Genomic DNA, 25,728 nt, shown 5'->3' with positions numbered 1-25,728 from the left:
GAATTGTATGCCGAGCCTAGGAAACCAGTCTGAGTCAGTCGTTAACGCAGCAGCGGTATTTCTTCCAAATTTTCCGTTTTTTCGCCAGAGTTTACGGAAAGGTTAATAAAATCAAAGAGTTTCGCATCCAGAAGGTGCGACGGGCGCGCATTTGTTAACGCGCGGAACATAACCTGACGCCGACCTGGGCTGTTCTTTTCCCACTGATCGAGAATCTGTTTGACCTGCTGCCGTTGCAGCCCGTCCTGACTGCCGCACAAATCGCAGGGGATGATCGGATACTGCATTGCCTTGGCGAATTTTTCGCAATCAGCTTCGGCGACGTGGGCAAGTGGGCGGAAGACAAAAAGATCGCCCTCTTCATTCACCAGTTTCGGTGGCATGGTGGCCAGACGGCCTCCGTGGAAGAGGTTCATGAAAAACGTCTCGAGAATATCGTCGCGGTGATGACCCAGCACGACGGCGGAACAGCCTTCTTCCCGGGCAATGCGATACAGGTTGCCGCGGCGCAGCCGCGAACACAGGGCGCAATAGGTTCGGCCCTGCGGAACCTTGTCCATCACTACAGAGTAAGTGTCCTGATACTCGATCCTGTGTGGCACACCCATGCGGTCCAGAAACTCTGGCAGGACCGTGGCCGGAAATCCGGGTTGCCCCTGATCCAGATTGCAAGCCAGAAGATCGACAGGCAGCAATCCGCGCCATTTGAGTTCGTAGAGGACGGCCAGCAGCGTATAACTGTCCTTGCCGCCCGAAAGGCAGACAAGCCAGCGTGGCGGTTTGCCGTCCTTGTCGTGGGCGGACGGGTCCACCATCCCGTATTGCTCGATCGCTTCGCGGGTCTGGCGCACGATGCGTTTGCGCAGTTTCTTGAACTCGGTGGTCGAGGGCGCGCCGGCAAAGAGCGGGTGGATATCATCTGCATCATCAAACATGCGCAGCCCCTACAGCAGATGGCGCAACCGGGCAAGTGGCGGGTCAGCCAAGCCGCGCCAGCAGGGCGTCGGTATCCAACCCGGCCACTGAACCGGGAATGCGGCCGCCATCGCCGGAAAGACGTGTGGCAACAAAGCCGTCAGCCACAGCGCCCGGCGCGTGACGCAGCAGTTGCGAGGCCGTCAGCAGCAGTGCCGTGCGTTCGGCGTACCAGCGCACTTCGGCCTCGGGCGGCAGACCGGGCCAGCGGCTGCGATGCGCGGTCAGAGCTGTGTCATACCTTCTGTCCGTGCCTCTCACCGTATCCAACTCGGCTTCCAGAACCTCGGCAGCCAGCGGCTCACGGGCCAGAGTGCGCAGGATATCGAGGCAGATCACGTTGCCTGACCCCTCCCAGATGCTGTTCAGGGGCGCTTCACGATAGATCAGGGGCAGGGGCGTGTCTTCGACATACCCCATGCCGCCCAGTATTTCCATCGCTTCGACGACGACGACCGGGCAGCGCTTGTTGTTCAGGAACTTGGCCAATGCGACGCTGATCCGGGCGAAGGCCTTGTCTTCGGGTGTTTGACCGTCAAATGCTTGCGCGACACGCATTCCCAGGGTCACTGCGCCTTCCCAGTCCAGAACAAGGTCGGACAGGACCGCTCTCATCAGCGGTTGATCGATCAATCGGCGCTGAAATGCGTTGCGATGGGTCACCCAATGATGTGCTTCGCTGAGCGCGGCACGCATCAACCCGGCCGGCGCCATGGCTGTATCGAGCCGCGTGTGATGCACCATTTCCAGTATGGTGCGCACGCCCGCGCCTTCTTCGCCCAACTGATATGCCAGCGCGTCATGATATTCGATTTCCGAGGATGCGTTGGATTTGTTGCCCAGCTTGTCCTTCAGACGCATCAGATGGATCGCATTGCGCTCGCCCTCCAACCAGCGGGGCACCAGAAAGCAGGTCAACCCACCGGGCGCCTGCGCCAGTGTCAGGAACCCATCCGACATTGGCGCGGAACAGAACCACTTGTGCCCGCGCAAGCGCCAGTGATCCCCGTCGCGTGCGGCAACGGTCGTGTTGGCACGTATGTCCGAGCCGCCCTGTTTCTCGGTCATGGCCATCCCCAGCGTCGCGCTGGTCTTTTGACCGATCGGTTCCTCCGAAGGATCATAGTGCCGGGCCATGAGTTTTGGCTGCCAGAGTGAGGCAATGTGTTCATTGGCGGCCAGTGCAGGGATTGCTGCATAGGTCATGGTCATCGGACAGCAATGCCCGGGTTCGACCTGCCCGGCCAAGTAAACCATCGCCGCATGGGTCGCATGTCCGCCGGGCTGTCCATCCCAGGCCAGTGCGGCATAGCCGGCCGATTGGCTGATCTGCATCATCTGATGATAGGCCGGGTGAAAGCGCACCTCGTCCAGGCGCCTGCCGCCGGGATCGAACAGACGCAACTCTGGCGGATGCCGGTTGGCGTCCCGTCCCAGCTCCCGGGTTTCTTCGGTTCCGAGCGTCTTGCCATATGCCGCCAGTTCCAAAGCGCGCGCGCCCGCTGTCTTTGCTGCGTCTTGCAGGACCGGATCGGACAGCCAAAGATCGGTGTCGCCGCGCACGGGCGGTTGGTTCAGGACATCGTGGGTCGGCAGGGTGTCACGCGCTGGGGATTTCATCATGACCTCGGGTTGGACTGGTCCAACTGTTCAGGCGCTGCGTATACCGGTCAAGTCTGACGGGGGGTCAGGACGAAGGGTCGTTATGCTTGTCATCGGGCACCGGATCATATCCGTCGCCGCCCCAGGGGTGGCAGCGGCAAATCCGGTGAGCAGCCAGGTAAGAGCCTTTGACTGCCCCGTGTTTTTCCAGCGCCTCAAGCGCATAGGCGGAACACGTGGGTTGGTAGCGACAGTTGAAACCGACCCATGGGCTGAAGATCAGCCGATACGCCCGAACAGGCAGGGCGACGATATGGGACAGGAAGGTCATTTTTCGGCCGCATGCACCTTGCGGAGCGCATAGCGCAGGTCGTCCAACAGTGCGTCATAGGGGCGGTTGGCGGTGACTTCGGCACGGCCGATCAACACGTAATCCCACCCGTCGCGGCCGGCTTCGGGCAACACGGCCCGTGCGGCTTCGCGCAGACGGCGCTTTGCGCGGTTGCGGGCCACGGCATTGCCCACTTTCTTCGAGCAGGTGAATCCCACGCGAACCCCGTTGCCCTCGCCGGGGGCACGCTTGCGGGCCTGTACCATCATCGAGGACGTGCCTTGTCGGCGGGCACGCGCGGCTTTCAGAAAGTCGGACCGTTTCCTGAGAACGGTCAGGGGGGCAGGCGCACAAACGGACGCCGCCGGGGGCGTATTCCCGGGGTGGTTCCTACCAACCTCAGGGGCCTCCGGCGGCGTCATGTTCATAACCTGATCGGTGAGCGGTTTACGCGCTCAGCGATTTGCGGCCGCGTGCGCGACGTGCATTCAGGATCTTGCGGCCGGCCTTTGTGGCCATGCGCGCGCGGAAACCGTGGCGGCGTTTGCGAACCAGGTTCGAAGGCTGATAGGTGCGTTTCATCGCTCCGTCTCCAATCTATGCGGTCGGGTGCGGCGCGGATTCGCCTGCCCGTGGTGTTCGAAGCCCGTCCTCTACTGCCAAGCGGTGAGTAAGTCAAACCCCAACAGCCAGGTTTTCGCGGCTTTTGCAACAATTCTGTAACCGGCAACGGCAAAAGGTTTCAAAATGCCCGTTTATCACCGAAATCCCTCACATTCGGTGCCACAAAGATCAAGGCCCCGTGATCCCCCTGTTGCTGGCCCGCCAAGCAGCGCATCTTGGGCACAAGATGAAGCAGAATGAACCGGAAAACCTGATGTCCGACACAAGCCATGCGCCGCGCAACGGTTTCGCGCGCCACATTCCGTTGCTTGTAATCCTGAGCGTTGCCGTTGTCGGCTTTTTCACACTTGGGGATTACCTGACTTTCGAGACATTGCGGGACAATCGCGAGGCGCTTCTGGCGTGGCGGGACGGTCACTATTGGATCATGGCTGCCGCTTTTGTGGCCATTTACATCGCCATAGTGGCCTTTTCCCTGCCGGGTGCTGCGGTGGCTTCGATGACGGGCGGCTTTCTTTTCGGTCTTTTTGCGGGAACCGTTTTCAATGTCGTGTCTGCCACCATCGGCGCGTCGGCGATCTTTCTGGCGGCGCGCTGGGGCTTGGGCGAAGCCCTGACGTCGCGGCTGGAATCTTCAGAGGGGACGGTCAAGAGGCTGAAAGACGGTCTGCGGGAAAACGAAATCTCGGTGTTGTTTCTGCTGCGTCTGGTGCCGGTCGTGCCGTTCTTTGTTGCCAATCTCGTGCCGGCTTTGGTCGGTGTAAAGTTCCGTAATTTCCTTTTGACGACCGCGCTGGGCATCATCCCCGGAGGTATCGTGTACACGTGGATCGGAGTCGGTTTGGGTGGTGTGTTCGACCGCGGGGAAACGCCTGATGTTTCATTGCTGTGGGAACCGTTCGTGATCGGGCCGATTATCGGGTTGTGTGTATTGGCCGCCTTGCCCATCGTTTTCAAAGCACTGCGCGCGAAAAGGGGCACCTGAGCCATGAAAGAGCTGAAAACCGATCTCCTGGTCATTGGTGCCGGGTCCGGAGGATTGTCTGTCGCCGCAGGTGCCAGCCAGATGGGCGCGGATGTTGTCCTGCTGGAAGGTCACAAGATGGGCGGAGACTGTCTGAACTTCGGCTGCGTCCCGTCGAAGGCCCTGATTGCCAGCGGCAAGGTGGCCTATGGTCAGGCGCATTCCGCACTTTTTGGCGTCGCGAACACCAGCCCACAGGTCGACTATGCCGCCGTAAAGGATCATGTTCATGATGTGATCGCTCAGATCGAACCGATGGACAGCCAGAAGCGGTTCGAAGGCTTTGGCGTGAAGGTCATTCGCGAATACGGCGCGTTCATATCCCCAGAAAAGGTGCAGGCCGGGGATCATGTCATCTCTGCGCGTCGCATCGTCATTGCGACCGGTTCGTCGCCGCTGGTGCCGCCGATTCCGGGGTTGGACACGGTGCCCTATTATACGAACGAAACCATCTTTGACTTGAAAGAGCGGCCAGATCACCTGCTGATCATCGGGGGCGGCCCGATCGGGATGGAGATGGCGCAGGCCCATATACGCCTCGGCAGCAAGGTGACGGTTGTCGAAGGGCTCAAAGCCTTGGGCAAAGACGACCCCGAGGCGGCGTCCGTGGTGCTGGATACCCTGCGCAGTGAAGGTGTGGATATCCGGGAAAACGCCATGGTCGCGCAGGTTCGCGGAACAGAAGGTGCTGTGGAAGTCGTTGCCGAAAACGGTGATATTCATCGTGGCTCCCACCTTTTGATCGCTGCCGGACGCAAAGCCAATATTGAGCGTCTGAACTTGGACGTGGCCGGAATTGAGCGCACGAGAACCGGCCTCAGGACGGATGACGCGCTGCGCACGACCAATCGCCGCGTCTATGCGATCGGAGATGTGGCAGGTGGCCTGCAATTCACCCATGTTGCCGGGTATCATGCGGGCGTCATCATTCGGTCGGCCCTGTTCGGTCTGCCGTCGAGGGCGAAAACGGCACATATCCCTTGGGCCACCTATACGGACCCGGAGCTGGCCCAAGCCGGACTGACCGAAGTTCAGGCGCGCAAAGCGCATGGCGAAAAACTCGAAATCGCCCGCTTTGACTATCACCACAATGACCGGGCGATTGCCGAGCGTAAAACCGAAGGTTTCGTCAAGGTCATGGTCGTGAAAGGCCGACCTGTCGGCGCCACAATCGTCGGGCATCAGGCAGGCGAGTTGATCAACTTGTGGTCGTTGGCTTTGGCCAATAACCTGAAGATGGGGCAGATCGCCGCCATGGTTTCACCCTATCCGACGATCGGAGAGCTTAACAAACGTGTGGCGGGTGCCTATTTCTCGCCAAGGCTGTTTGAGAATCAGACAGTTAAACGAGTTGTCAGGTTCGTCCAGCGCTGGATTCCCTGACCTGAGGAGGGGCGCAAATTGAACTCGCTGTCGGGCCGATTTCTGATCCTGACGACGGTCTTCGTCATGTTGGCCGAAGTCCTGATCTTTGTCCCGTCGATCGCCCGGTTCCGCGAGGATTTTCTGCTGAACAGGCTCGAACGTGCGCAGATCGCCTCGCTGGCTTTGCTGGCGGACGATATGCTGGCGGAAGATCTTGAGGCGGAACTGCTGGCAAACGCAGGCGTCTATAACGTCGTATTGCGACGGGATGAGGTTCGGCAGCTGATGTTGTCGTCGCCTATTCCGGGCCCAGTCGCCGACACGTTCGATTTGCGGGATGCAAGCCCCTGGGTTCTGATCCGGGATGCGATCAGCCGTTTTTTCAAGCCCGAAAACGAAGTCATCCGGGTCATCGGAGAACCGGTCAAGGGGGCAGGCCTTCTGATCGAAGTCACCACGGACAGCATGCCCTTGCGAACGGCGATGGTTGACTATGGGTTGCGTATTCTCGGTCTGTCCTTCGTCATTTCCATCATCACGGCGTTTTTTCTGTTTCTCGCCGTGCGCGTCGTACTTGTGCGCCCCATCAAAAGTGTTGTCGGCTACATGCAGCGCTATGCCAGTGCGCCAGAGGACGCGCGTGGCGTAATCACACCGAATTCGAAGGTAACGGAGCTGCGCGAGGCCGAGGAGGCGCTGAAGATGCTGCAAACGGACCTGACCCAGGCGCTCAAACAGCGCGAAAGGCTGGCGCAGCTGGGGGGGGCCGTTGCCAAAGTCAGCCATGACTTGCGCAATATCCTGACGTCGGCGCAGCTGTTTACCGACCGGATCGAGGCCAGCGATGATCCGCTGGTGCGGCGGATGGCACCGAAACTGGTGAATTCCATCACCCGGGCTGTGTCCCTTTGTGAAAGCACATTGGCCTTTGGCCGCGCGGAAGAGCCCGCGCCCACCCTGACTATGGTTCCGATCCGTGCAATCGCGGCGGATGTCGCGGCCAGCGAACAACTCGCCGTCGCCGATGGTTGCGTCGAGATCGTGAACGAAGTGCCGGACGCGCTTGTGGCCCGCGCCGATCCCGAACAATTGTACCGCGTCATCATGAACCTCGTGCGCAACGCAAGACAGGCTCTGGTTGCTTCCGGAAAACCTGGCCGGGTTACCATTGCCGGGTGTGAATACGACGACACGTGGTGCATCGAAATCCGCGATACGGGGCCGGGCCTTCCCCCCAAAGCACGCGAAAACCTGTTCACGCCTTTCCAGGGGGGTGTCCGAAAGGGCGGCTCTGGTCTGGGGCTGGCAATCTCGCAGGAGCTGGTGCGCGGCCATGGCGGGGATCTGATCTTGAAAGAGACGGGCCCCGAGGGAACTGTCTTTGAAATCAGCCTTCCGCGTGGGGACATGACTTTTTGATTTTTTTTTGAAGAATCGGCTTGCACGTCTCGGGCGGCAGGTCTAAACAGCGCCTCACCAACGCGGACCGATAGCTCAGCTGGATAGAGTACTTGACTACGAATCAAGGGGTCGGGGGTTCGAATCCTCCTCGGTCCGCCACTGGTTTCCTTGTAAGGCGACACATAGTTCTGCCACTGACGACAGAACCTTGCCGTTTTCGCCTCACTTCCTTCGTCCAGCACCCAGACTGATTTCGTTGAACCCGATCTCCTTTTGGGAAAACGGCGTTTTTTTCAGTCAGACACCGAAGGCGCCTGTTTCTGCTGAACTGCCACGTTGGGAAGGCCGGAAGGGGCGAGGCAATGCTCTTCGACGGGGCGTTTGGCTTGTCCAAATCCCTCTGGCCCCACAACAATTGTGGCGGTTGGGTCTGCACAGGTCATTTCTGCGCCAGAAACACGTTGTTTTCCGAAAAGATGGGCGGAAAGCTGAGCTCAGCTATCCGCACGAATGCCACAGTACGGCTTTCGGTTCGCAGGCTTTCATCAGCTTCTAGTAAACGCGCGACACAGGCTTCATTGACGCGCCAGCAACGAGCTCAGAATGAAATCCTCCATGCTTCCAGCGATTTTGCTCATGGGCGTTTCCGACAGTACGCTGCGATACGCGCTTCCTTCCAGAACCTCTATCACCAATTGCGACGCCTGTAGTGGATCCGGAACAGCGCGCAGGTCTCCTGCGTCAACTCCGCGTCTCACAACTTCTTCAAGCGCCTCGGTCAGTCTTGCTCGGTTTTCGACAAACAGTCGCGCGATATCCGGTTGACGAATGGCTTCGCTCGAAATTTCCAAGGTGAGGATGACGTTTTCCGGCGCAGCCAGATAGTTGGCATAGGCCTTGATGAACTTCTTCAACACTTTGGGTGCGGGTGCATTTGAATTCAGGACTTTCAGAAACGGCTCCAGCTCGCGGCGTTCAAGCATCGCGATTTCCACAAGCACGTCATGCTTGCCGCGAAAATGGTTGTAGAGGTTTCCAAGGCTGACGCCGGCCCGCGCTGCGATGTCGCGGACGCCGGTCTGATGATAGCCGCGCTCGAGAAAACACATAACAGCGGCCTCCAGAATCTGGTTGCGGCGCTTGGCCGTTGCCTTTTCCCGGGCTGAACCTGGTTTCTTGGTGTTTTCGGTCATTTTTGCTTTTTCATATTGAACGAACGATCGTTCATAGTATACAACATCCAATCGTGCCCCGCAAGGCGCAATGGATCAGGCGGATCAGGAAAAACAGGACAATGACAGACAAAACTTCGGAAGCTCAGCAAAGGCCAATTCGGCGATGGCTCTGGATTGGATTGTCCCTGGTGCTGTTTGTGGCGATCGTCATCCTGTTGTTTGACACGGAGGATACAATTGATGTTCAGGCAACGAACATCTCGCCTCTGCCACCGACCGTCTCTGTCGTAACCGTTGTTCCGGAAACCGTGCAGGCGCGTGTTTCTGCATTTGCCGAAGTTCGGCCTCGTTGGGATGCCGAGCTGCGATCTGCTGTGTCCGGGCGCATCACCGAAGTGCATGCCGGCGCTTTGGCCGGGACACAGGTGGAACGGGGCGACCCTTTGTTTTCAATAGAAAATGCCCCTTATCAAAGCGCCGTTGCAGCCGCTGAGATGGAGCTTGAGCGAGCGGAACTTGCACTGTTGCGCGCGCAGAACAACGTAACCGTCGCGAAACGGCAGTTCGATCGGGATGGGGTGGAACCGCCAAACGAACTGGCCGTGAACCTGCCGCAATTGCGCGTTGCCGAAAAAACCGTTGCAGCGGCGCAGGCGCGCCTGAATGCGGCGAGAAATGATCTGAAGGACGCCGAAGTCGTTGCTCCGTTTTCAGGCTTTGTCACTCGTCGCTTTGCCAGCCTTGGCCAGACGGTCAACCCGGGCGATCCCCTGATACACCTGTCGGACAACCGACAATTCGAACTGGTTGCCGGGTTCAGCCAAGCGGATTGGGCGCTGTTCGATCATCCGATCTCTGGCGTTACTGCTGAACTGACGCATCGCTCGGGCGAAAGCCTGGGGCAGGCACGCGTCCGGCGTGGTGGCGGGTTTCTGGATCAGGACACACGACAGGTGCGCGTCTTCTTGGACGTCGCAAACCCCGGTGACGGTATACTCGCCGGAGACTTTCTGAAGGTGCACATTCCCGGACGGCAAATTGCCGACACCGTGACCCTGCCGGAAAGCGCCCTGACGCGTGCGGGGTACATTTGGCTTGTGGATGAAAACGACCACCTTCAGAGGTTCAGCCCGAACATCCTGTTCCGCAGCGAAGGTGCTTTCACGATACGGGCCCCCGAAGGGAGCGGCCCATGGCGCGTGGCCAAGACACCTCTGGCCTCGTTTCTGCCGGGTCAGCGTGTCACGCCGCTGTCGGATGGGGGTTGAGCCATGCACGCGCTGACATCCTGGTTTATCCGCAATCCTGTCGCCGCCAATCTGATGATGGCGCTGATCCTCTTTCTTGGGGTGCAAACGCTGCTGAGTATTCGGATCGAGGGCTTCCCTCGCATTCCTGCGGAAAGCGTTACGATTTCGATCGAGTTCCCGGACGCCACTGCCGAACAGGTCGATGAATTGGTGACCCGGAAAGTTGAGCAGGCGCTGGAAGGGCTGGAGGGCGTGCGCAGTGTGACTTCACGATCCCAAAACGACCTGAGTGTCGTGACCGTCCGCCGCGCGGGTGGCCAGAAACTGCAAGCCGTTCTGGATCGGGTCCGCATTCGGGTCGATGGGTTGACCGATCTGCCCGATACTGCGCGCCGCCCTGTGATCGAAGCGTCGGGTTTCGATTTTCCGGCGCTGTATCTGAACCTTTACGGCGAAACGGACCCGGCCACATTGCAGAGCCTGGCGCAGCGCCTGAAGGAAGAGCTGCTGGCGCAACCGGAATTGTCCCGGCTGCAAATCTGGGGTCTGATCCCGCGGGAACTGCGCATCGAAATCGATCCTGCACTGCTGCGCCACTATGGCCTGACCGTGGCGGATGTGACCCGCGCAATCGAGGAAAACTCGGTGACATTTCAGGCAGGCCGTTTGCGGACCGCGGGCGGCACGATCTATCTGCGGGCCGATGATCGCGCCAAATACGCTCCCGAATACGCGGCCCTGCCGATCATTGAACGTGACGACGGGTCTTTTGTGCCCTTGGGTGATATCGCCAAGATCGAAGACGGGTTTCTGGACGGCGAGTATCTGTTTCGGCTGAACGGCAAGCCAACCGTCGGGATGGAAGTTCTGGTCGGGCAGAAAGAGAACCTGCTGACGATCAGTGATGTCGTGCGCAGCACGGTGGATGAGTTCAGCCGCCAATTGCCGTCGCAGGTTCAGGTCGGGGTCTGGGGCGACAGCGCCGGCTATATCTCGGACCGGCTGGCGCTGTTGCGGTCCAACGGGGTGCAGGGGCTGATCCTTGTGACTTTGATGCTGTCGGTGTTTCTGAACGTGCGCTTGGCCTTCTGGGTCGCCATGGGCATTCCGGTTTCGGTCATGGGGGCCATGGCCGTTTCGGGTTCAAAATGGGTGGACTATTCACTGAACGATGTCACCACCTTTGGTCTGATCATCGCCCTGGGCATTCTGGTCGATGATGCGGTAGTGGTCGGAGAAAGCGTTTTCGAGGAACGCCGAAAGGGCAAGGACCCGATCCAGGACACCGAACGCGGCGTGCACCGCGTGGCGGTCGCAACGGTCTTCGGCGTGCTGACGACAATCGCGGCGTTCTTCCCGATGCTGCTGATCGACAACCCGTTGGGCAAGGTGCTGGCCGGGTTCGCGGGGATCGTGATCCTGACGCTGATCTTTTCGCTCATCGAAAGCAAGTTCATCCTGCCCGCCCATCTGGCGCAGATTTCGATGGGGCAAGAGCGCAGGTACCTGCTGACCCGCCTCTGGGGCCGCGTACAGGATACCGCGCAGGGCGGATTGGACTGGGTGCGGGATTGCATCTATCAGCCCTTGCTTGTCGCCGCGGTGCGGCAGCGCTATGCCGTACTGATCCTGTTCGTCGCCGCCGCGACGCTGGGGCTTGGGCTGATGTACAAGGGCAAGATCAGAACGGTGTTCTTTCCCGAAGTGCCCGGTCAAATCATCACGATGAACCTGGAAATGGACGCCCGCGCGCCCTTTGCGCTGACCCGCGCGAACGTGGACCGGATTGAAACTGTGTTGAACGATCTGAACGCCGAGCTTGCCGAGGGCGCGGGCATGGCCACGCCGCCCGTTCAGACGGTGTTCAGCATCATCGACGGCGCAGGAAACGCGCAAATATATGCCGAGATGATCCCAGTGGTCGAACGACCGGATGTTCCGATCCTTTCCGTGGTTCGCGATTGGCGCGACCGGGTCGGAGCGGTCGAAGGCGCCACCGAACTGGAGTTCACCGGGTCGGAAACACTCGCCGGAGGGTTCCGCATCCGGTTGGCGTCCAAAGACGAAGACCTGCTGCAACAGGCCAGTGCCGAAATGAAAGACTTCCTGTCGAACATCGATGGCGTGGCGAATGTTCGGGATGGGTTGGCGGGCGGCCAGCCCGAACTGAAACTCCGCCTGCGCCCGGACGCGCGGCACCTTGGCTTCAACGCCGAGGCCCTGGCCAAACAAATCGGCTATGGGTTCGGCGGGGCCGAAGTGACCAAGGTCCGGCGCGACGGGTCCGAAATCCGCGTGGTCGTGCAGAACGCGCGGGAAAACCGCGATACGCTCGCCGATCTGATGCAGACCCAGTTGCGCAGCGCATCCGGTGCCTGGGTGCCGCTTGAGACGGTTGCCGAAATCCAGGGCACCTACACCTCTGGCACCGTCGATCGCCGCGATGGCAAGCGCATGAACAACGTGGCCGCGTCCATCGACCGTGACCGTGTTGCCCCCGAAGAGGTTGGTCAGGCGGTGTTCGAACAGCTGGTTCCGAAACTCCGCGAAAAGTACCCGAGCGTCACAGTTCTGCCCGCCGGCGAACTGGAAGAGATGGCCGACATCAGCGGTGGCTTGAAACGTGCGCTGCTGCTGGCCGCCGTTTTGATCTATGTGTTGATGGCCGTGCCGTTGAGAAGCTATTGGCAACCTTTCGTCATTCTGGCCATCGTGCCCTTTGGTTTCATCGCGGCTGCGGTCGGGCACCTGATCATGGATGTGTCGCTGTCGCTGTTTTCGTTCTTCGGCATGCTGGCGCTGACCGGCGTGATCGTGAACGACAGCCTGGTCATGATCACCCGATACAATCAGGCGCGCGAGGAAGGCCAGCCCGTGAACCTGGCGCTGACAAGCGCTGGTATCGGACGTTTCAAGGCGATCTTTCTGACCACCGCAACGACGGTGATCGGCCTGCTGCCCTTGCTGACGGAAACCTCGGAACAGGCGCAGTATCTGATCCCTGCCGCCATCTCTCTGGCTTTTGGCGAACTGTTCGGCACCGCCCTCATGCTGCTGCTGGTGCCCGTGCTGATCGCCATTGCCGAAGATGTTCTTGTCGTCTTCAAGCCAGTCCCGCCGCACCCTTCCGGAGAAAGGACACAGTCATGACACGTAGCATTCTGGCCCCCGCAATTGCCCTGATGGCGCTTGCAGCGCCTGCCGCCTCTGATGGTCTGAACGTGACCGTGGAAGGTATCCGCAATGCCAAGGGAAACATTGTGATCCTTGTTTTCGACGACGCGCGCGCCTTTGACGGTTTGGATGTCCAGAGCGCGATTGACTACGCCCAGGTTCCGTCCCGCAAAGGCAGCGTCAGCCATGAGTTTCCCGACCTGACCGCGGGCCCCTATGCGGTGCTGCTGTTTCACGACGAAAACAAGGACGAAGACCTGAACATGACCGAGACGAAGCTTTTGGAGGGGCTGGGTTCAACCGGCGCCCCGAACCCTCAGGACATGCCTGATTTCAAGGCCGCCTCGGTCTGGCCAGGCGATGTCCGCGTTCGTGTCCACTATGATCCGTGATGCCGCATGTTGAGGGATAGAAAACTGACGATCGGCGCGTTGCTGAGCGTGTTTCGGTGGCGTGTCGGGATCACCTGGTTTCTGATACTGTCGGAAACTGTGTTGTCCGTGTTGATCCCGCTGTTTATCGGCTTTGCCATAGATGGATTGCTAAGCGGACAGTTTCAGCCCTTTGTGCATTTGGGTGCTCTTATGGTCACCCTCACGCTGATCGGCGTGATCCGGCGGATATACGATACGCGTGTCTACGGAACGATCCGCGTCGAGCTGGGCAAGGCGCTTGCTGCGCGTTTTTCAAACCTGCCGATTTCTTCGCTGAACGCCCGGATCGGAATGGGGCGCGAACTGGCCGACTTTCTGGAAGAGATCCTGCCTTCGGCAATTTCAGGGATCATGCAGTTCGTCGTCTCAGCAGTGTTGCTGTTTTACTTCTCACCGGTGCTGGCTCTGTCAGCCTGTGGGGTGCTTGTTGGAATGATATGCATCTACGCCCTGTTTCATTCGACGTTCTGGCGATGGAACCCTGCGCTGAATGAGCAGATGGAACATCAGGTCAGCGTTCTGGAACGGCGCCGCAACCGCCCGGTGCTTGTCCACCTGACGAAACTGCGTCGTTTCGAAGTGAAGCTCTCGGATACCGAAGCCTTCCTGTACGGTGTGATCTTCGTTCTGCTGATAGGTCTGATCCTGTTCAACCTGTGGTTCGCGACGCAGAACCTGGATGCGACACCTGGAATGATTTTTTCGATTGTCAGCTATTCATGGGAGTTTTCTGAAGCCGCACTTGCTTTGCCGATCACGTTCCAATCCTGGTCCCGGCTGTCCGAAATCACAGTCCGATTGCAGAGAGGTTGATCCGATTTGCATGAAGCCCATCAGCACCCATGGAACAGATTGTATTGATTGTGTAGCGGAGGATTTCAGGCTCATCATAACCGTCAAGGAGTGAAGATGCGCCAAGACCCGCAGGGACACATCTTGCCCGACAATTGACGGCGACTTGCTGCGTCCAAATCTGCAAGGCACTGTTCTGCCTGTTCCGAAGCAAGCCATGTGGCCAATCTTTGCAGGGTCGTCTCATTTTGATCTTTGTCAAGGTTGAACGCGGCCCGCCGAGATACAGTCACCAACGTATCAGGAGGTCTTGCATGGAAAGACTAGTCGAAATTGGGCGGGCGTTTGTTCAGGCGATGCGTGATCGCAATGGCTTGGCAAGCGTTGACGAGATGTACGCGGAAAACGCTCAGTCCATAGAGGCGGTTGTGCCTCCGGTACGGCAATTTCGGATCACAAAGGGCCGCGACGCCATCAAGGCAAAACGGGAAGACTGGCTGAAAACACATGATATCCTGACACTTACGGCGGACGGTCCTTTTGTTCATCCGCCCAATCGCTTTGGGGTGCGTTTCAATGCCGAGGTCGTGCAGAAAGACACCGGACAAAGGATGAACCTTAGCGAGATTGCCATTTATTCCGTTGAGGATGGCAAGATTGTACTGGAAGAGTTCTTTATGTTGCCAAAATAGCGAACGGTTCCTGGTAACACGGGATCCCAAGCGCTCGCGGCCATTTCAGGACGCCTCGCCTGGTCCGGTGTGCAAACAGGTACGTCCAATCAGAAAACGGGCGGTTGACTGGTCGCCTCGGGGCCTGGTGGGCACATAGGCTTAGGTTTGCAGCGTTTTAGCACTCTGCCCGGATCGGAGAACCCAGATGACCAAACTCTCACCTGACAAGCTGTCTGCCGAGGCCGGGGTTTGCGCGGCAGATACCGGCAAGAATGCCCCGCCACACCCCTATGAGAAACTTGACCGCGCAACGCGCGCGGCCCTTGCCCGTGCCACAGCCGGTGTTTCCCCGCATTCGATAATGGCCACCTGGATGGATTGGGCCCTGCACCTGGGTCGTTCCCCCGGACGCCAGCTTGAACTGACAGAGCGTGCAGCACGCGATACGGCCAAACTCTGGGTCTATGCCAGCGAGATGGCGACCGGTGCGAGGGCCGCTCCACCTTTTCAGCCACGCAAGCAGGATCACCGTTTCAATGCGCCCGGCTGGCAAAAGGCGCCATTTTCCCTTTGGCAGCAGGCTTTTCTGAGCGCACAGGATTGGTGGCAGGCCGCAACGGACGAAATGCCGGGCATCGCCCCCCGTGACGCCGAACGGGCGCAATTTCAGGTTCGCCAGGCACTTGATCTTGTCTCTCCTTCGAACTTCCCGTGGTCGAACCCGGAAATCATCAATCGCACGTTCCAGACCGGCGGTCGCAATTTGATGGAGGGCGCCGCCCACTTTCTTGAGGATGTTGCCCATACCATAACGCAACAGCACGAACCTGCCCCTCAGGGTTATGAAATCGGTAAAGACATTGCCGCCACTCCCGGCAGGGTCGTTTATCGCAACGCGCTGTTCGAGCTGATTCAATACACACCGCGCACCAAGCGCGTGCAGGCGGAACCGATCCTTTTCGTGCCTGCTTGGATCATGAAATACTATGTGCTCGACCTTTCTCCGGAAAATTCCATGGTGCGGTATCTGGTCGAGCAGGGCTTTACCGTTTTCATGATTTCCTGGGTCAATCCCACGGCTGATCAGGCTGATCTCAGCCTTGAGGATTATCGCCTGAACGGTGTCATAGCCGCGATCGAGGCCATCGAGAAAACCGTTCCGGGTAAAAAGATCCACGCCAATGGTTATTGCCTGGGGGGCACACTTCTGGCGATTGCAGCTGCGGTGATGCAACGCGATGGTGATGACCGGCTTGCAAGCGTTACGCTGATGGCGGCGCAGGTTGATTTTGCCGAAGCCGGTGAGCTTTTGCTGTTTATCGATGACAGTCAGGTCGCTTTTGTCGAAGATCTGATGTGGTTGCAGGGCTATCTTGACCGCCCTCAGATGACGCGAACTTTCACGACAATCCGCGCCGAAGATCTGATCTATGCCCGGGCTGTGCGCCGCTATTTTCTGGGTGAAGACGACCTGCCTACGGATCTGACCGTCTGGAACAATGACACGACCCGGATGCCGGCGCGAATGCATTCCGAATATTTGCGCGGTCTGTTCCTGGAAAACCGGCTGAGCGCTGGGCGCTTTTCCGTCGAAGGGCGGGTCGTCGCGCTCAAGGACATTCGCGTTCCCATGTTTGTGGTCGGAACGGAATCCGACCACATTGCTCCGTGGCGATCAGTGTACAAAATCCGGCTGTTTACCGACGGAGACCTCACCTTCGTGCTGACCAACGGCGGTCATAATGGCGGTATCCTGAGCGAACCGGGGCACAAGCACCGCCACTATCGGTTGGGCCACAGGCCGGCGGACGCGCTGTATACCTCGCCGGATGAGTGGTTTGAGTCGGCCAAGGAAAAGCAAGGTTCCTGGTGGCCTGCGATGGTGGATTGGATCAAAGACCGTTCATCGGGCGAAACTGCGCCGCCGCCGATGGGCGGAAAACGAAGAGGGGCCGAAAACCTGCCCAAAGCGCCGGGCAGCTACATTCATCAGACCTGAAACCGGTGGCGAAGGTCTGACCCCTCATTGCCTGGTCAATCACACTTGGACACCCGAACAAGTCCTTCGGGTGCAACCGAGGTTTTGGTCGCTCGGTTGGATCCGGGACTTTGCGATGGATCAAGCCTTGCTGCGGCGCAGTTGTGTTATCGTGCAGGTCGTCGGAACCCTGTGCCAAATTTGCGGCTTTGTCGAAGGCCGAGCCCGCAATTTGCAACGAAAAGAGGCAATACACAGATGACCACGGGCGGACATATCTGGAGAGTTGGACCATGACACGCGCAATGGTTTTGAACGAGGTCGGCCGTGCGCTGAGACTGGAAGACATCGAACTTCCGGCGCCGGGCGATCATGATATCCAGATCCAGATCGAGGCTTGTGGTGTTTGTCGCACGGATCTGCACATCGTCGATGGTGACCTCGAACATCCTGAACTTCCACTGGTTCCGGGCCACGAAATCGTGGGACGGGTCCTGCGAAAGGGAGATGCTGTAACAGGGCTGGAAACCGGTCAGCGCGTGGGCGTGCCGTGGCTTGGGTCCACTTGTGGTCGATGTCCTTATTGCCACCGCGCGCAGGAAAACCTGTGTGACGCGCCGGTGTTCACGGGATACACGCGAAACGGAGGGTTTGCCGAAGCCTGCCTTGCGGATGCACGGTATGTCTTTGCCCTGCCAGAGGTTGCCGATCCGGTTGCACTGGCACCGTTGTTATGTGCCGGGCTTATCGGATTTCGCTGTCTGCGAATGGCGCAGGATGCCAGGAGTATCGGCTTTTATGGATTCGGAGCCGCCGCGCATATCCTTGCACAACTGGCCGTCTGGCAGGGCCGGAAAGTATATGCGCTGACCCGGCCCGGGGATATCGAGGCGCAGAAGTTTGCGCGTGATCTTGGCGCGGTTTGGTCTGGTGGGTCCGACGAACGACCACCGGTGGAACTGGATGCTGCAATCATATTCGCACCTGTCGGTGCCCTTGTGCCCAAAGCCCTGCAAGCTGTCCGCAAGGGCGGCCGGGTGGTTTGCGGCGGAATTCACATGAGCGACATTCCATCCTTTCCCTACAGCGATCTTTGGGGGGAACGTCAAATCCTGTCTGTCGCAAACCTGACGCGTCAGGATGGTGAGGAGTTTTTTGCAATGGCCCAAGCCGCAGGTATCCAGACACGGACACAAAGATATTCACTGAAGGACGCAAACACAGCCCTCGCGGATCTGAGCGCCGGGCGATTGCAAGGGGCAGCGGTTTTGGTTCCCTGACCAAAGGTCGGTCGCGCCGCGCGCCGGCTCGGCAAGTCACAGCTGACGTCAGTGTCCGAAATCCGTGGGGTGGCTCGGGCAAACGGATCCTGATCGTGGAATGGACGAAACACCGGAACATGAAAGACTGCTCATTGCGCTGGGATGCCGCCCACCCGCGCCGGACACAATCATACCGGCCGCCCCGTGGACGATCTTGCGCCAACAACAATCAAACTGGACCGTCAGATGAGGGAGGGGCAGAGAGCTTGTTTCCATTCAACGTGTTGAAAAGGCTGGCTTTGCATGGGAAATCGTCTTTTGGCGCAGCAGTGAACGAACATTGCTGTCATGTCTGGCAATTGCGTCGTCTATATTTACATTTAAATATATGAAAAATATATATTTAAATTATTCAATGCCAGAGAGTTTTTCAAATGATTTTGAATTTCGTCAAGACGTTTACAAAATTTTGTTTCAAATCCAGTAATTTGTTGTGAAATTTTCCACCGCGTTTCCATTATTGAAATGCACATAAGTGCGCTTTCGTCTGCTGGAAGAGGAGCCAGACGACGAGAGAAAGGGAAATGGGAGGAATTAATGACCAACAAATCTGTCACACGCCGCGGCGTGTTGAAGTCTGGTGCCGTTGCAGGCACCGGTCTGGCCCTGCCTACGATCTTCACGGCTTCGTCGGCTGCCGCTTACACCAACGAACCAACCGGAGGGTCCGTGACCCTGGGCTTCAACGTTCCCCAAACCGGGCCGTATGCGGAAGAGGGAAATGACGAGCTGCTGGCGCAACAGCTGGCGGTGGAACACCTGAACGGAGAGGGCGACGGCGGTTGCCTGAACACCTTCACGTCGAAGGCGCTGAAGGGCAATGGCATCCTCGGCAAGAAGGTCGAGTTCGTCACAGGTGACACCCAGACCAAGTCGGACGCCGCGCGTGCATCTGCAAAGTCGATGATCGAAAAAGACGGTGCGATCATGATCAACGGCGGGTCGTCCTCGGGCGTGGCCGTTGCGGTTCAGGGCCTGTGTCAAGAAGCAGGTGTGATCTTTATGGCAGGTCTGACCCACGCCAACGACACCACCGGCAAGGACAAGAAGGCCAATGGTTTCCGCCATTTCTTCAACGCCTACATGTCGGGCGCTGCGCTTGCGCCGGTGCTGGCCGCCGAGATGGGCAACGACCGCCGCGCCTATCACCTGACGGCTGACTACAACTGGGGCTGGACCCAGGAAGAGTCGATCGTCGCCTCGACCGAAGCCCTGGGATGGGAAACGGTCAACACCGTCAAAACGCCACTCGCGTCAACAGACTTCTCGTCCTACATCACTCCGGTTCTGAACTCGGGCGCGGACGTTCTGGTTCTGAACCACTATGGCGGCAACATGGTGAACTCGCTGACCAACGCGATTCAGTTCGGCCTGCTCGACAAGGTCGCCAACGGCAAGGACTTCAAGATCGTCGTGCCGCTGTATTCGGAACTGATGGCCGCCGGTGCGGGCGAGAACATCAAGGGCGTGCTGGGTTCGATGAACTGGAACTGGCAGTTGCAGGATGAAGGCACCAAGGCTTTCGTGAAGTCCTTCGGCGAGAAATACGGCAAGCCGCCGTCCAACTCGGCCCAGACCTGCTATGCACAGGTTCTGCTTTATGCGGATGCTTGCGAGCGTGCCGGTACATTCAACCCATGCGGTGTTGCGGAAGCGCTGGAAGACTTCGAGTTCGACGGCCTGGGCAACGGCCCGACCTGGTATCGCGGCGCGGATCACCAGTGCTTCAAGGATGTGCTGGTCGTGCGTGGCAACATGAACCCGACCAACGCCTATGACACTCTGGAGATCGTCGAGATCACGCCACGCGCGCAGGTCGAATACGATCCGGAGCATCCGATGTTCGCCGGTGGCGCATTGGGTGAGTGCAACCCGGGCGCATAAAGCCTCGTATCAAAGTCTGGCTGCCAAAATGGTGGCCAGACATCTACAGCAGGGTTGATCCTGTTGTGCCACTCAATTCACACTGACCAACCCTGAGGTGGGCCAATGGACGCCATCCTATTGCAAATTCTGAACGGTCTGGACAAAGGGTCGGCTTATGCGCTGATTGCGCTGGGGCTGACGCTTATTTTCGGGACGCTCGGCGTTGTGAACTTTGCCCACGGGGCCCTGTTCATGATCGGCGCGTTCTGTGCCGTCACTTTGCAAAAGCTCATGAACCTGAGCTTTGTAACCATCGACGAGACCCAAACCGACTTTCTTGGCAACCCGCTGAAAGTGGAAACACCTTATGTCCAAGCATGGTTCGGCCCGGAGTTCGGGGCGACGATCATCGACTGGTCCGTTCCATTGGCAATCCTGTTTGCGATCCCGATCATGCTGGCGGTTGGCTATGTGATGGAACGCGGGCTTATCAAGCATTTCTACAAACGCCCCCACGCAGACCAGATCCTTGTCACGTTCGGCCTGGCGATCGTGTTGCAGGAAATCGTAAAGTATTTCTTTGGTGCCAACCCCATCCAGACCCCGCCGCCCGACGCGCTGAGTGGCTCTATCGACCTTGGCACAATGATCGGGTTTGATCCCAACGCGATCATCTACCCGATCTGGCGCCTGGTTTATTTCGGCTTTGCGGTCGCCATAATCGGTGCCGTCTTCTCATTCCTGCAATTCACCACCTTCGGCATGGTTGTGCGCGCCGGCATGGCGGATCGCGAAACTGTGGGCTTGCTGGGGATCAACATCGACCGGCGCTTTACGATCATGTTCGGTATTGCTGCCGCGGTGGCCGGTTTGGCGGGCGTCATGTACGGGCCGCTCAACCCGCCCAACTATCACATGGGGATGGATTTTCTGGTCCTCAGTTTCGTTGTGGTTGTCGTTGGCGGCATGGGGTCTCTTCCCGGTGCCGTGCTGGCTGGCTTTCTGCTGGGCATTCTCGAAAGCTTCGCCTCTACGACCTGGGCCACGACGACGATCCCGGGCATCAACCAAATCATCATCTACCTTGTTGCCATTATTGTGCTGCTCACACGCCCGCGCGGTTTGATGGGACGCAAAGGCGTGATGGAGGAATAATCGATGTTGGGACTGAACAAAAAAGACACCAGCCTGCTGATCATCGTCGGCATCCTTACGATGCTGGCGCCCTTCATCCTGAATCCGTTCCCCGAAGGCAGCGCCATGGCGCAATTCAACGCGGGCTATCCGGACCTGATGCAACGTTTCGTGATCTTTGGCATCTTTGCCATCGGCTTCAACATCCTGTTCGGCCTTACCGGATACCTGTCATTCGGACACGCGGCCTTTCTGGGCGTTGGATCCTATTCCGCCGTATGGATGTTCAAGCTGCTGAGCTACAACATCATCCCGGCTATCGCACTCAGCGTTGTGGTCGCCGGAGTGTTCTCTTTGCTGATCGGGTTTGTCAGCCTGCGCCGGTCGGGCATCTATTTTTCGATCCTCACGCTGGCTTTCGCGCAGATGAGCTTTGCGTTGGCTTATTCGGTGTTGTCCAACCCCAAGTTCAACCTGACGAACGGGGAAACGGGATTGCAGGTTTACGCGGATGATCCACAGATCCTGCAAGGGGCGAACTCGCCGGATCTGCCGCATCTGTTCGGCCTGCCGATGCGCGCGACCTACACGATGGACGTGGGCGCGTGGAGCTTTGACTTCAACGCGGGATACTATCTGTGCGCGGTGATTATGATGGTGGTCTTCTATCTGGCGATCCGAATCTTCCGTTCACCTTTCGGGATGATGCTGCGGGCGGTGAAGTCGAACCAGCAGCGGATGAACTATACCGGCCTGAATTCGAAACCGTACACGCTGGCGGCATTTGTCATCTCGGGCATGTATGCCGGCCTGGCTGGTGGGCTGATGGCCGCAATGGACCCGCTGGCAGGTGCCGAACGGATGCAGTGGACCGCATCGGGCGAGGTCGTTCTGATGACGATCCTGGGCGGCACGGGAACCTTGATCGGTCCGGTGCTGGGTGCAGGCTTCATCAAGTATTTCGAAAACATCTTCTCGAAGATCAACGACAACGTGTTGCACAGCTGGTTTGCATTCCTGCCTGACGGGCTGGAGGACGCGGTGGTATTCGTGATCCATCCGTTCATCGGCAAGGGCTGGCATCTGACACTGGGCATTCTTTTCATGCTTGTCGTTATCTACCTGCCGGGTGGTCTTGTCGAAGGTGGTCAGCGTTTGCTGAACCGGCTCAAGCGCAAGAAATCAAAATCCGACGACGCGACGTCGGGTAAAACGGAACCGGCGGAATAAGGGGCGAGCCATGGCAATTCTAAGAGTCAAAGACGTCAGCAAGCGCTTCGGCGGCCTCAAGGCACTCACGGATGTGAATCTCAGCGTCGAGGAGAATTCGGTTCACGCAATCATCGGGCCCAATGGGGCGGGCAAATCGACCTTGCTGAATTGTCTGGTCGGCAAGCTCATGCCAGACACCGGGTCCGTGTTGTTCGACAACGCCTCGGTCTTGGGGCTTGAGCCCTTCCAGATCAACCAGATGGGCATAAGCCGCGTGTTTCAGACACCAGAGATTTTTGGTGAATTGACGGTGATGGAGAACATGCTGATTCCGATCTTCGCCATGCGGGATGGGGCGTTCCGGATGCATGCTTATGAAACCATCGCCAACGAAAAGGCTGTTGTCGAACAGGCCGAAGCGATGCTGGAAGAGATGAACATGGCCGACAAGCGTGAGATGCACGCGGCCTCGCTGTCGCGGGGCGACAAGCGACGGCTCGAGATCGGCATGTGCCTCAGCCAGAATCCGCGGCTGTTGCTGCTGGATGAACCGACGGCGGGGATGGCGAGGGCGGATACCAACAACACGATCGACCTGCTGAAACAGATCAAGGATGAACGCGATATCACCATCGCGATCATCGAGCATGACATGCATGTCGTCTTCAGCCTTGCCGAACGCATCACTGTTCTGGCCCAGGGCACGCCTTTGGTTGAAGATACTCCTGAAAACATCCGCGGAAACCCAAAGGTTCGCGAGGCCTATCTGGGCGAGGCTGCGTAAGGAAAAGCTATGAACGAGAAACCTGACTTTTCGAAAAACGCCAATCTGGCCAGCACCGCCCCTGCGTTTCTTTCCGTTTGGGACATGCACTCCTACTATGGAGAAAGCTACATCGTGCAGGGCGTCAGCTTCAACGTACATGAAGGCGAGATTCTTGCCCTTCTTGGACGCAACGGCGCGGGCAAGACCTCGACGCTGCGTTCGATCGCGAGAGTTGGAGATCCAGAAGTCAGACATGGCGAAATCTGGTTGGACCACAAGCCGCTGCACAACATGACAAGCTATGAAGCGGCGGCAGTGGGCCTTGGTCTTGTACCGGAAGACAGACGCATCATTCCCGGCCTGACAGTCGAAGAAAACCTGCAACTTGCACAGATTGCGCCTCCGATCGGATGGTCCCTTGAACGGCTTTACGAGCTGTTTCCGCGTCTCGGAGAGCGCAGGAAGCAGGAAGGGATTACACTGTCGGGTGGCGAACAGCAGATGCTGTCGATCGCCAGGGCTCTTGCCAGGGACATCAAAGTGCTGCTTTTGGATGAACCCTATGAAGGTTTGGCGCCTGTCATTGTCGACGAAATCGAAAAAACCCTCATACACGTCAAGCAGCAGGGTATGACAACGATCATCGTTGAACAGAACGCCGTGCGCGCTTTGGAGCTGGCGGACCGCGCGATCATCCTTGATACCGGGACCATCGTGTTCGACGGAACGGCAAAAGAAGTGCTTGAGGACACCAGTCTTCGTGAGGAATATCTGGCGATCTGAGCGTTGTTCTGATTGGCAAACAGAGCCAATGGGCACGATCAGTTCGTGACATCCGCCACTGCGCCGACCAGACGATTGCGGCGCGGTGTTCCAGGTCGTTGTGCAATGGATAAGAAGGCCAGGCACCAGTCCCGGGTTGCCGGTACCTACGTCGCAAGGGCTGCAAGCCGAACCTTCCCCAAGCCATTCCGGGCACCCGTCTTGACCGTGTGCCCATGGTTTCAATCGGTCTGAAAACGCGCCGACGAAACCTGTGTCCGGAGCGGGGCCGTGGGTCTCGCTTCACTTCCGGCTGGTATTATCCGGCAGACCCATTGCGGCTTCCGGTTCCCAGCACCTTCACTTCCAGCCAGTGGAACATCAGGGCAATAATACCAGCAACGAGAATGTAGAATACGGCCAGCAGGATGAGCGGCTCGTAGATGATGAACGTGTCGGACCGCACCCGGGATGACACGGCATAGATATCAACCACCGTAATCGTGGCAACCAAGGGCGTCGCCTTCAACTGGAGAATGGTTTCACCGCCTAGGGTCGGCAGGACATTGCGAATTGCCTGCGGCAACCAGATGCGGCGGAACATCGTCAGCCTTGGCATGCCAAACGCCTTTGCCGCCTCCAGCTGACCTTTGGCGACGCCTTTGAAGGCTCCGCGCATCACCTCACCTTCATAGCCGGCATAAGAAAGCGTTAAAGCCAGCACCGCATAAGGCCAGGCCTGACGCAGATACGGCCAAAGCTCGGACGATCGTATCCATGGGAATTGAGGGAACAATGAGCCGAGGCCATAATACAGCAACCAAAGCTGCAAAAGCAGAGGTGTGCCCCGAATGATGGTGCAAAACGCCTTGGCCGGGGCCGCAAGGTACCAGGGCCCAACGGCCTGGGCCAACCCGAGTGGTACGGCCAGCAGAAATCCGAGAACGACGGTGACAACAAGCAGCCAGAGCGTGGTCCAGATCCCCTGCAAGGCAAGCGGGGCGTATTTTGGCAACCAGTCCCATCGCAAAGACATGGCACACCAGATCACGATCCCGGCAAAGATCAGCATCATCACGATCCGATGGGGTTGCATCAAGGACCTGAGGTCGATCATCTGCCACCTCCTTTCAGAGAAGGTTGACCGCGACGCGCCCATTTCTCGATCCGCGCGAAGATACCACCCGAAAAGAGAGTGACCATGAGGTAGAGAAAACCCGCTGCCAGAAAGAAGGTAAAATAGGCCCGGGTGCTGCTGGCGGCCTGCCGGGTTTCCAGTGTCAGTTCGTTGAACCCCACGACCGCGAGCAGTGCAGTGTCCTTGGTGGCAATCAGCCACAAGTTGGCCAGACCGGGTACAGCAAAACCCATCATGGCGGGGATCGTGACACGCCGCATGGTCATGAATGCGGGCATCCCGTAGGATTTGGCCGCCTCGATCTGTCCGGGTGGAACCGCCTGAATGGCTCCGCGCAGAATCTCGGTTGCGTATGCGCCCTGAACAACGCCGAGAACCCAAATGCCCGCGGCGACGCCATTGACCTCGACCCGGCCTCCACCCATTGCAGCGGAGATTTTGTTGATGATGTCAGATCCCACGTAATACAGGATCAGGATCAGGACCAGTTCCGGCACGGCCCGGATCACGGTCGTGTAAATGGCAAGAAGATCGCGCGTGACCTTCCCACCGTATAGTTTGCCATAGGCTCCGAACAATCCGATCACGAGGCCGAGCGCATATGCACCAAAAGCGATCTGCAATGAGTGGGACAATCCGCGCAGCAGATTGCCCCCCCAACCCGGTGGCGACAGCGACAGTAGCTCTGCGCTCTGCGCCAATCCAAGCGATTCCAACAGTCCGGTCACA

Annotated in this window: 23 protein-coding genes and 1 tRNA gene; 16 read left to right on the top strand and 8 right to left on the bottom strand. The window is 58.3% G+C overall.

Annotated elements, in window-relative coordinates:
• Positions 1–41: 41 nt before the first annotated feature.
• The 5 genes from ttcA to rpmH form a co-directional block, all read right to left on the bottom strand.
• Complete coding sequence (gene ttcA / locus AC2FF8_RS06370) at positions 42–935, bottom strand: tRNA 2-thiocytidine(32) synthetase TtcA (protein WP_480683615.1); 894 nt, start codon at positions 933–935, stop codon at positions 42–44.
• 43 nt (positions 936–978) lie between these two features.
• A complete protein-coding gene (locus AC2FF8_RS06365; RefSeq protein ID WP_496879209.1) occupies positions 979–2,598 on the bottom strand; it encodes an acyl-CoA dehydrogenase family protein in 1,620 nt (539 codons plus the stop codon).
• A 64-nt stretch (positions 2,599–2,662) separates the two neighbouring features.
• Positions 2,663–2,908 carry a membrane protein insertion efficiency factor YidD gene (gene yidD, locus AC2FF8_RS06360; RefSeq protein WP_152456928.1) on the bottom strand — a complete coding sequence of 82 codons (246 nt, stop codon included), beginning with the start codon at positions 2,906–2,908 and terminating at the stop codon, positions 2,663–2,665.
• Positions 2,905–3,330: a ribonuclease P protein component gene (gene rnpA / locus AC2FF8_RS06355; RefSeq protein ID WP_425078881.1), complete on the bottom strand. Its 426-nt coding sequence runs from the start codon at positions 3,328–3,330 to the stop codon at positions 2,905–2,907. Before rnpA ends, yidD begins: the two co-directional genes overlap by 4 nt.
• Positions 3,331–3,355: 25 nt before the next feature.
• Positions 3,356–3,490, bottom strand: a complete 135-nt coding sequence (gene rpmH, locus AC2FF8_RS06350; protein WP_005980833.1) for a 50S ribosomal protein L34 — start codon at positions 3,488–3,490, stop codon at positions 3,356–3,358.
• Positions 3,491–3,785: 295 nt separating this feature from the next.
• Here rpmH and AC2FF8_RS06345 point away from each other — a divergent pair, with 295 nt between their 5' ends.
• The 4 genes from AC2FF8_RS06345 (at position 3,786) to AC2FF8_RS06330 (ending at position 7,481) form a co-directional block, all read left to right on the top strand.
• Positions 3,786–4,517 carry a TVP38/TMEM64 family protein gene (locus AC2FF8_RS06345; RefSeq protein ID WP_170346473.1) on the top strand — a complete coding sequence of 244 codons (732 nt, stop codon included), beginning with the start codon at positions 3,786–3,788 and terminating at the stop codon, positions 4,515–4,517.
• Between the two features lie 3 nt (positions 4,518–4,520).
• Complete coding sequence (locus AC2FF8_RS06340; protein ID WP_496879208.1) at positions 4,521–5,939, top strand: dihydrolipoyl dehydrogenase family protein; 1,419 nt, start codon at positions 4,521–4,523, stop codon at positions 5,937–5,939.
• Positions 5,940–5,957: 18 nt separating this feature from the next.
• On the top strand, positions 5,958–7,340 hold the full coding sequence (locus AC2FF8_RS06335; RefSeq protein WP_496879207.1) for an ATP-binding protein: 1,383 nt from the start codon (positions 5,958–5,960) through the stop codon (positions 7,338–7,340).
• 64 nt (positions 7,341–7,404) lie between these two features.
• Positions 7,405–7,481 (top strand) — tRNA-Arg (locus tag AC2FF8_RS06330).
• Between the two features lie 416 nt (positions 7,482–7,897).
• Here AC2FF8_RS06330 and AC2FF8_RS06325 read toward each other — a convergent pair.
• Complete coding sequence (locus AC2FF8_RS06325; protein ID WP_425078879.1) at positions 7,898–8,515, bottom strand: TetR/AcrR family transcriptional regulator; 618 nt, start codon at positions 8,513–8,515, stop codon at positions 7,898–7,900.
• A 101-nt stretch (positions 8,516–8,616) separates the two neighbouring features.
• Here AC2FF8_RS06325 and AC2FF8_RS06320 point away from each other — a divergent pair, with 101 nt between their 5' ends.
• The 12 genes from AC2FF8_RS06320 (at position 8,617) to AC2FF8_RS06265 (ending at position 23,882) form a co-directional block, all read left to right on the top strand.
• Positions 8,617–9,765 carry an efflux RND transporter periplasmic adaptor subunit gene (locus AC2FF8_RS06320; RefSeq protein ID WP_496879206.1) on the top strand — a complete coding sequence of 383 codons (1,149 nt, stop codon included), beginning with the start codon at positions 8,617–8,619 and terminating at the stop codon, positions 9,763–9,765.
• Positions 9,766–9,768: 3 nt separating this feature from the next.
• Entirely contained in the window at positions 9,769–12,897 is a 3,129-nt protein-coding gene (locus AC2FF8_RS06315) for an efflux RND transporter permease subunit (RefSeq protein WP_496879205.1), read from the top strand.
• A complete protein-coding gene (locus AC2FF8_RS06310; protein ID WP_480683640.1) occupies positions 12,894–13,313 on the top strand; it encodes a DUF2141 domain-containing protein in 420 nt (139 codons plus the stop codon). The genes AC2FF8_RS06315 and AC2FF8_RS06310 overlap by 4 nt, the downstream gene beginning before the upstream one ends.
• A 6-nt stretch (positions 13,314–13,319) precedes the next feature.
• Positions 13,320–14,168: an ABC transporter six-transmembrane domain-containing protein gene (locus tag AC2FF8_RS06305; RefSeq protein ID WP_496879204.1), complete on the top strand. Its 849-nt coding sequence runs from the start codon at positions 13,320–13,322 to the stop codon at positions 14,166–14,168.
• Between the two features lie 293 nt (positions 14,169–14,461).
• Positions 14,462–14,839 (top strand): SnoaL-like domain-containing protein, encoded by a 378-nt coding sequence (locus tag AC2FF8_RS06300; protein WP_480683642.1) that lies wholly within the window; start codon positions 14,462–14,464, stop codon positions 14,837–14,839.
• A gap of 187 nt (positions 14,840–15,026) precedes the next feature.
• Positions 15,027–16,820, top strand: a complete 1,794-nt coding sequence (locus tag AC2FF8_RS06295; protein ID WP_496879203.1) for a PHA/PHB synthase family protein — start codon at positions 15,027–15,029, stop codon at positions 16,818–16,820.
• Between the two features lie 272 nt (positions 16,821–17,092).
• Entirely contained in the window at positions 17,093–18,079 is a 987-nt protein-coding gene (locus AC2FF8_RS06290) for a zinc-dependent alcohol dehydrogenase family protein (RefSeq protein ID WP_496879202.1), read from the top strand.
• Positions 18,080–18,658: 579 nt separating this feature from the next.
• Positions 18,659–20,005, top strand: a complete 1,347-nt coding sequence (locus AC2FF8_RS06285; protein WP_170345997.1) for a substrate-binding protein — start codon at positions 18,659–18,661, stop codon at positions 20,003–20,005.
• 105 nt (positions 20,006–20,110) lie between these two features.
• Positions 20,111–21,142 (top strand): branched-chain amino acid ABC transporter permease, encoded by a 1,032-nt coding sequence (locus AC2FF8_RS06280; protein ID WP_496879201.1) that lies wholly within the window; start codon positions 20,111–20,113, stop codon positions 21,140–21,142.
• A gap of 3 nt (positions 21,143–21,145) precedes the next feature.
• A complete protein-coding gene (locus AC2FF8_RS06275; RefSeq protein ID WP_170345999.1) occupies positions 21,146–22,351 on the top strand; it encodes a branched-chain amino acid ABC transporter permease in 1,206 nt (401 codons plus the stop codon).
• Positions 22,352–22,361: 10 nt separating this feature from the next.
• The gene (locus AC2FF8_RS06270) at positions 22,362–23,117 is read left to right on the top strand and encodes an ABC transporter ATP-binding protein (RefSeq protein WP_170346000.1); all 756 of its coding nucleotides are present in this window, start codon (positions 22,362–22,364) and stop codon (positions 23,115–23,117) included.
• 9 nt (positions 23,118–23,126) lie between these two features.
• Positions 23,127–23,882: an ABC transporter ATP-binding protein gene (locus AC2FF8_RS06265; protein WP_170346001.1), complete on the top strand. Its 756-nt coding sequence runs from the start codon at positions 23,127–23,129 to the stop codon at positions 23,880–23,882.
• Positions 23,883–24,180: 298 nt separating this feature from the next.
• Here AC2FF8_RS06265 and AC2FF8_RS06260 read toward each other — a convergent pair whose 3' ends face one another.
• Both AC2FF8_RS06260 and AC2FF8_RS06255 read right to left on the bottom strand, forming a co-directional pair.
• Positions 24,181–24,978, bottom strand: coding sequence for an ABC transporter permease (locus AC2FF8_RS06260; protein WP_170346002.1), 798 nt, complete (start codon positions 24,976–24,978; stop codon positions 24,181–24,183).
• Positions 24,975–25,727: an ABC transporter permease gene (locus tag AC2FF8_RS06255; RefSeq protein WP_117872369.1), complete on the bottom strand. Its 753-nt coding sequence runs from the start codon at positions 25,725–25,727 to the stop codon at positions 24,975–24,977. Before AC2FF8_RS06255 ends, AC2FF8_RS06260 begins: the two co-directional genes overlap by 4 nt.
• Position 25,728 lies beyond the last annotated feature (1 nt).

The sequence above is a fragment of the Ruegeria sp. YTSA144 genome, assembly GCF_059610125.1.
The sequence above is the reverse complement of the archived record's forward strand: the minus strand, read 5'-3'. Positions and strand labels throughout refer to the sequence as shown.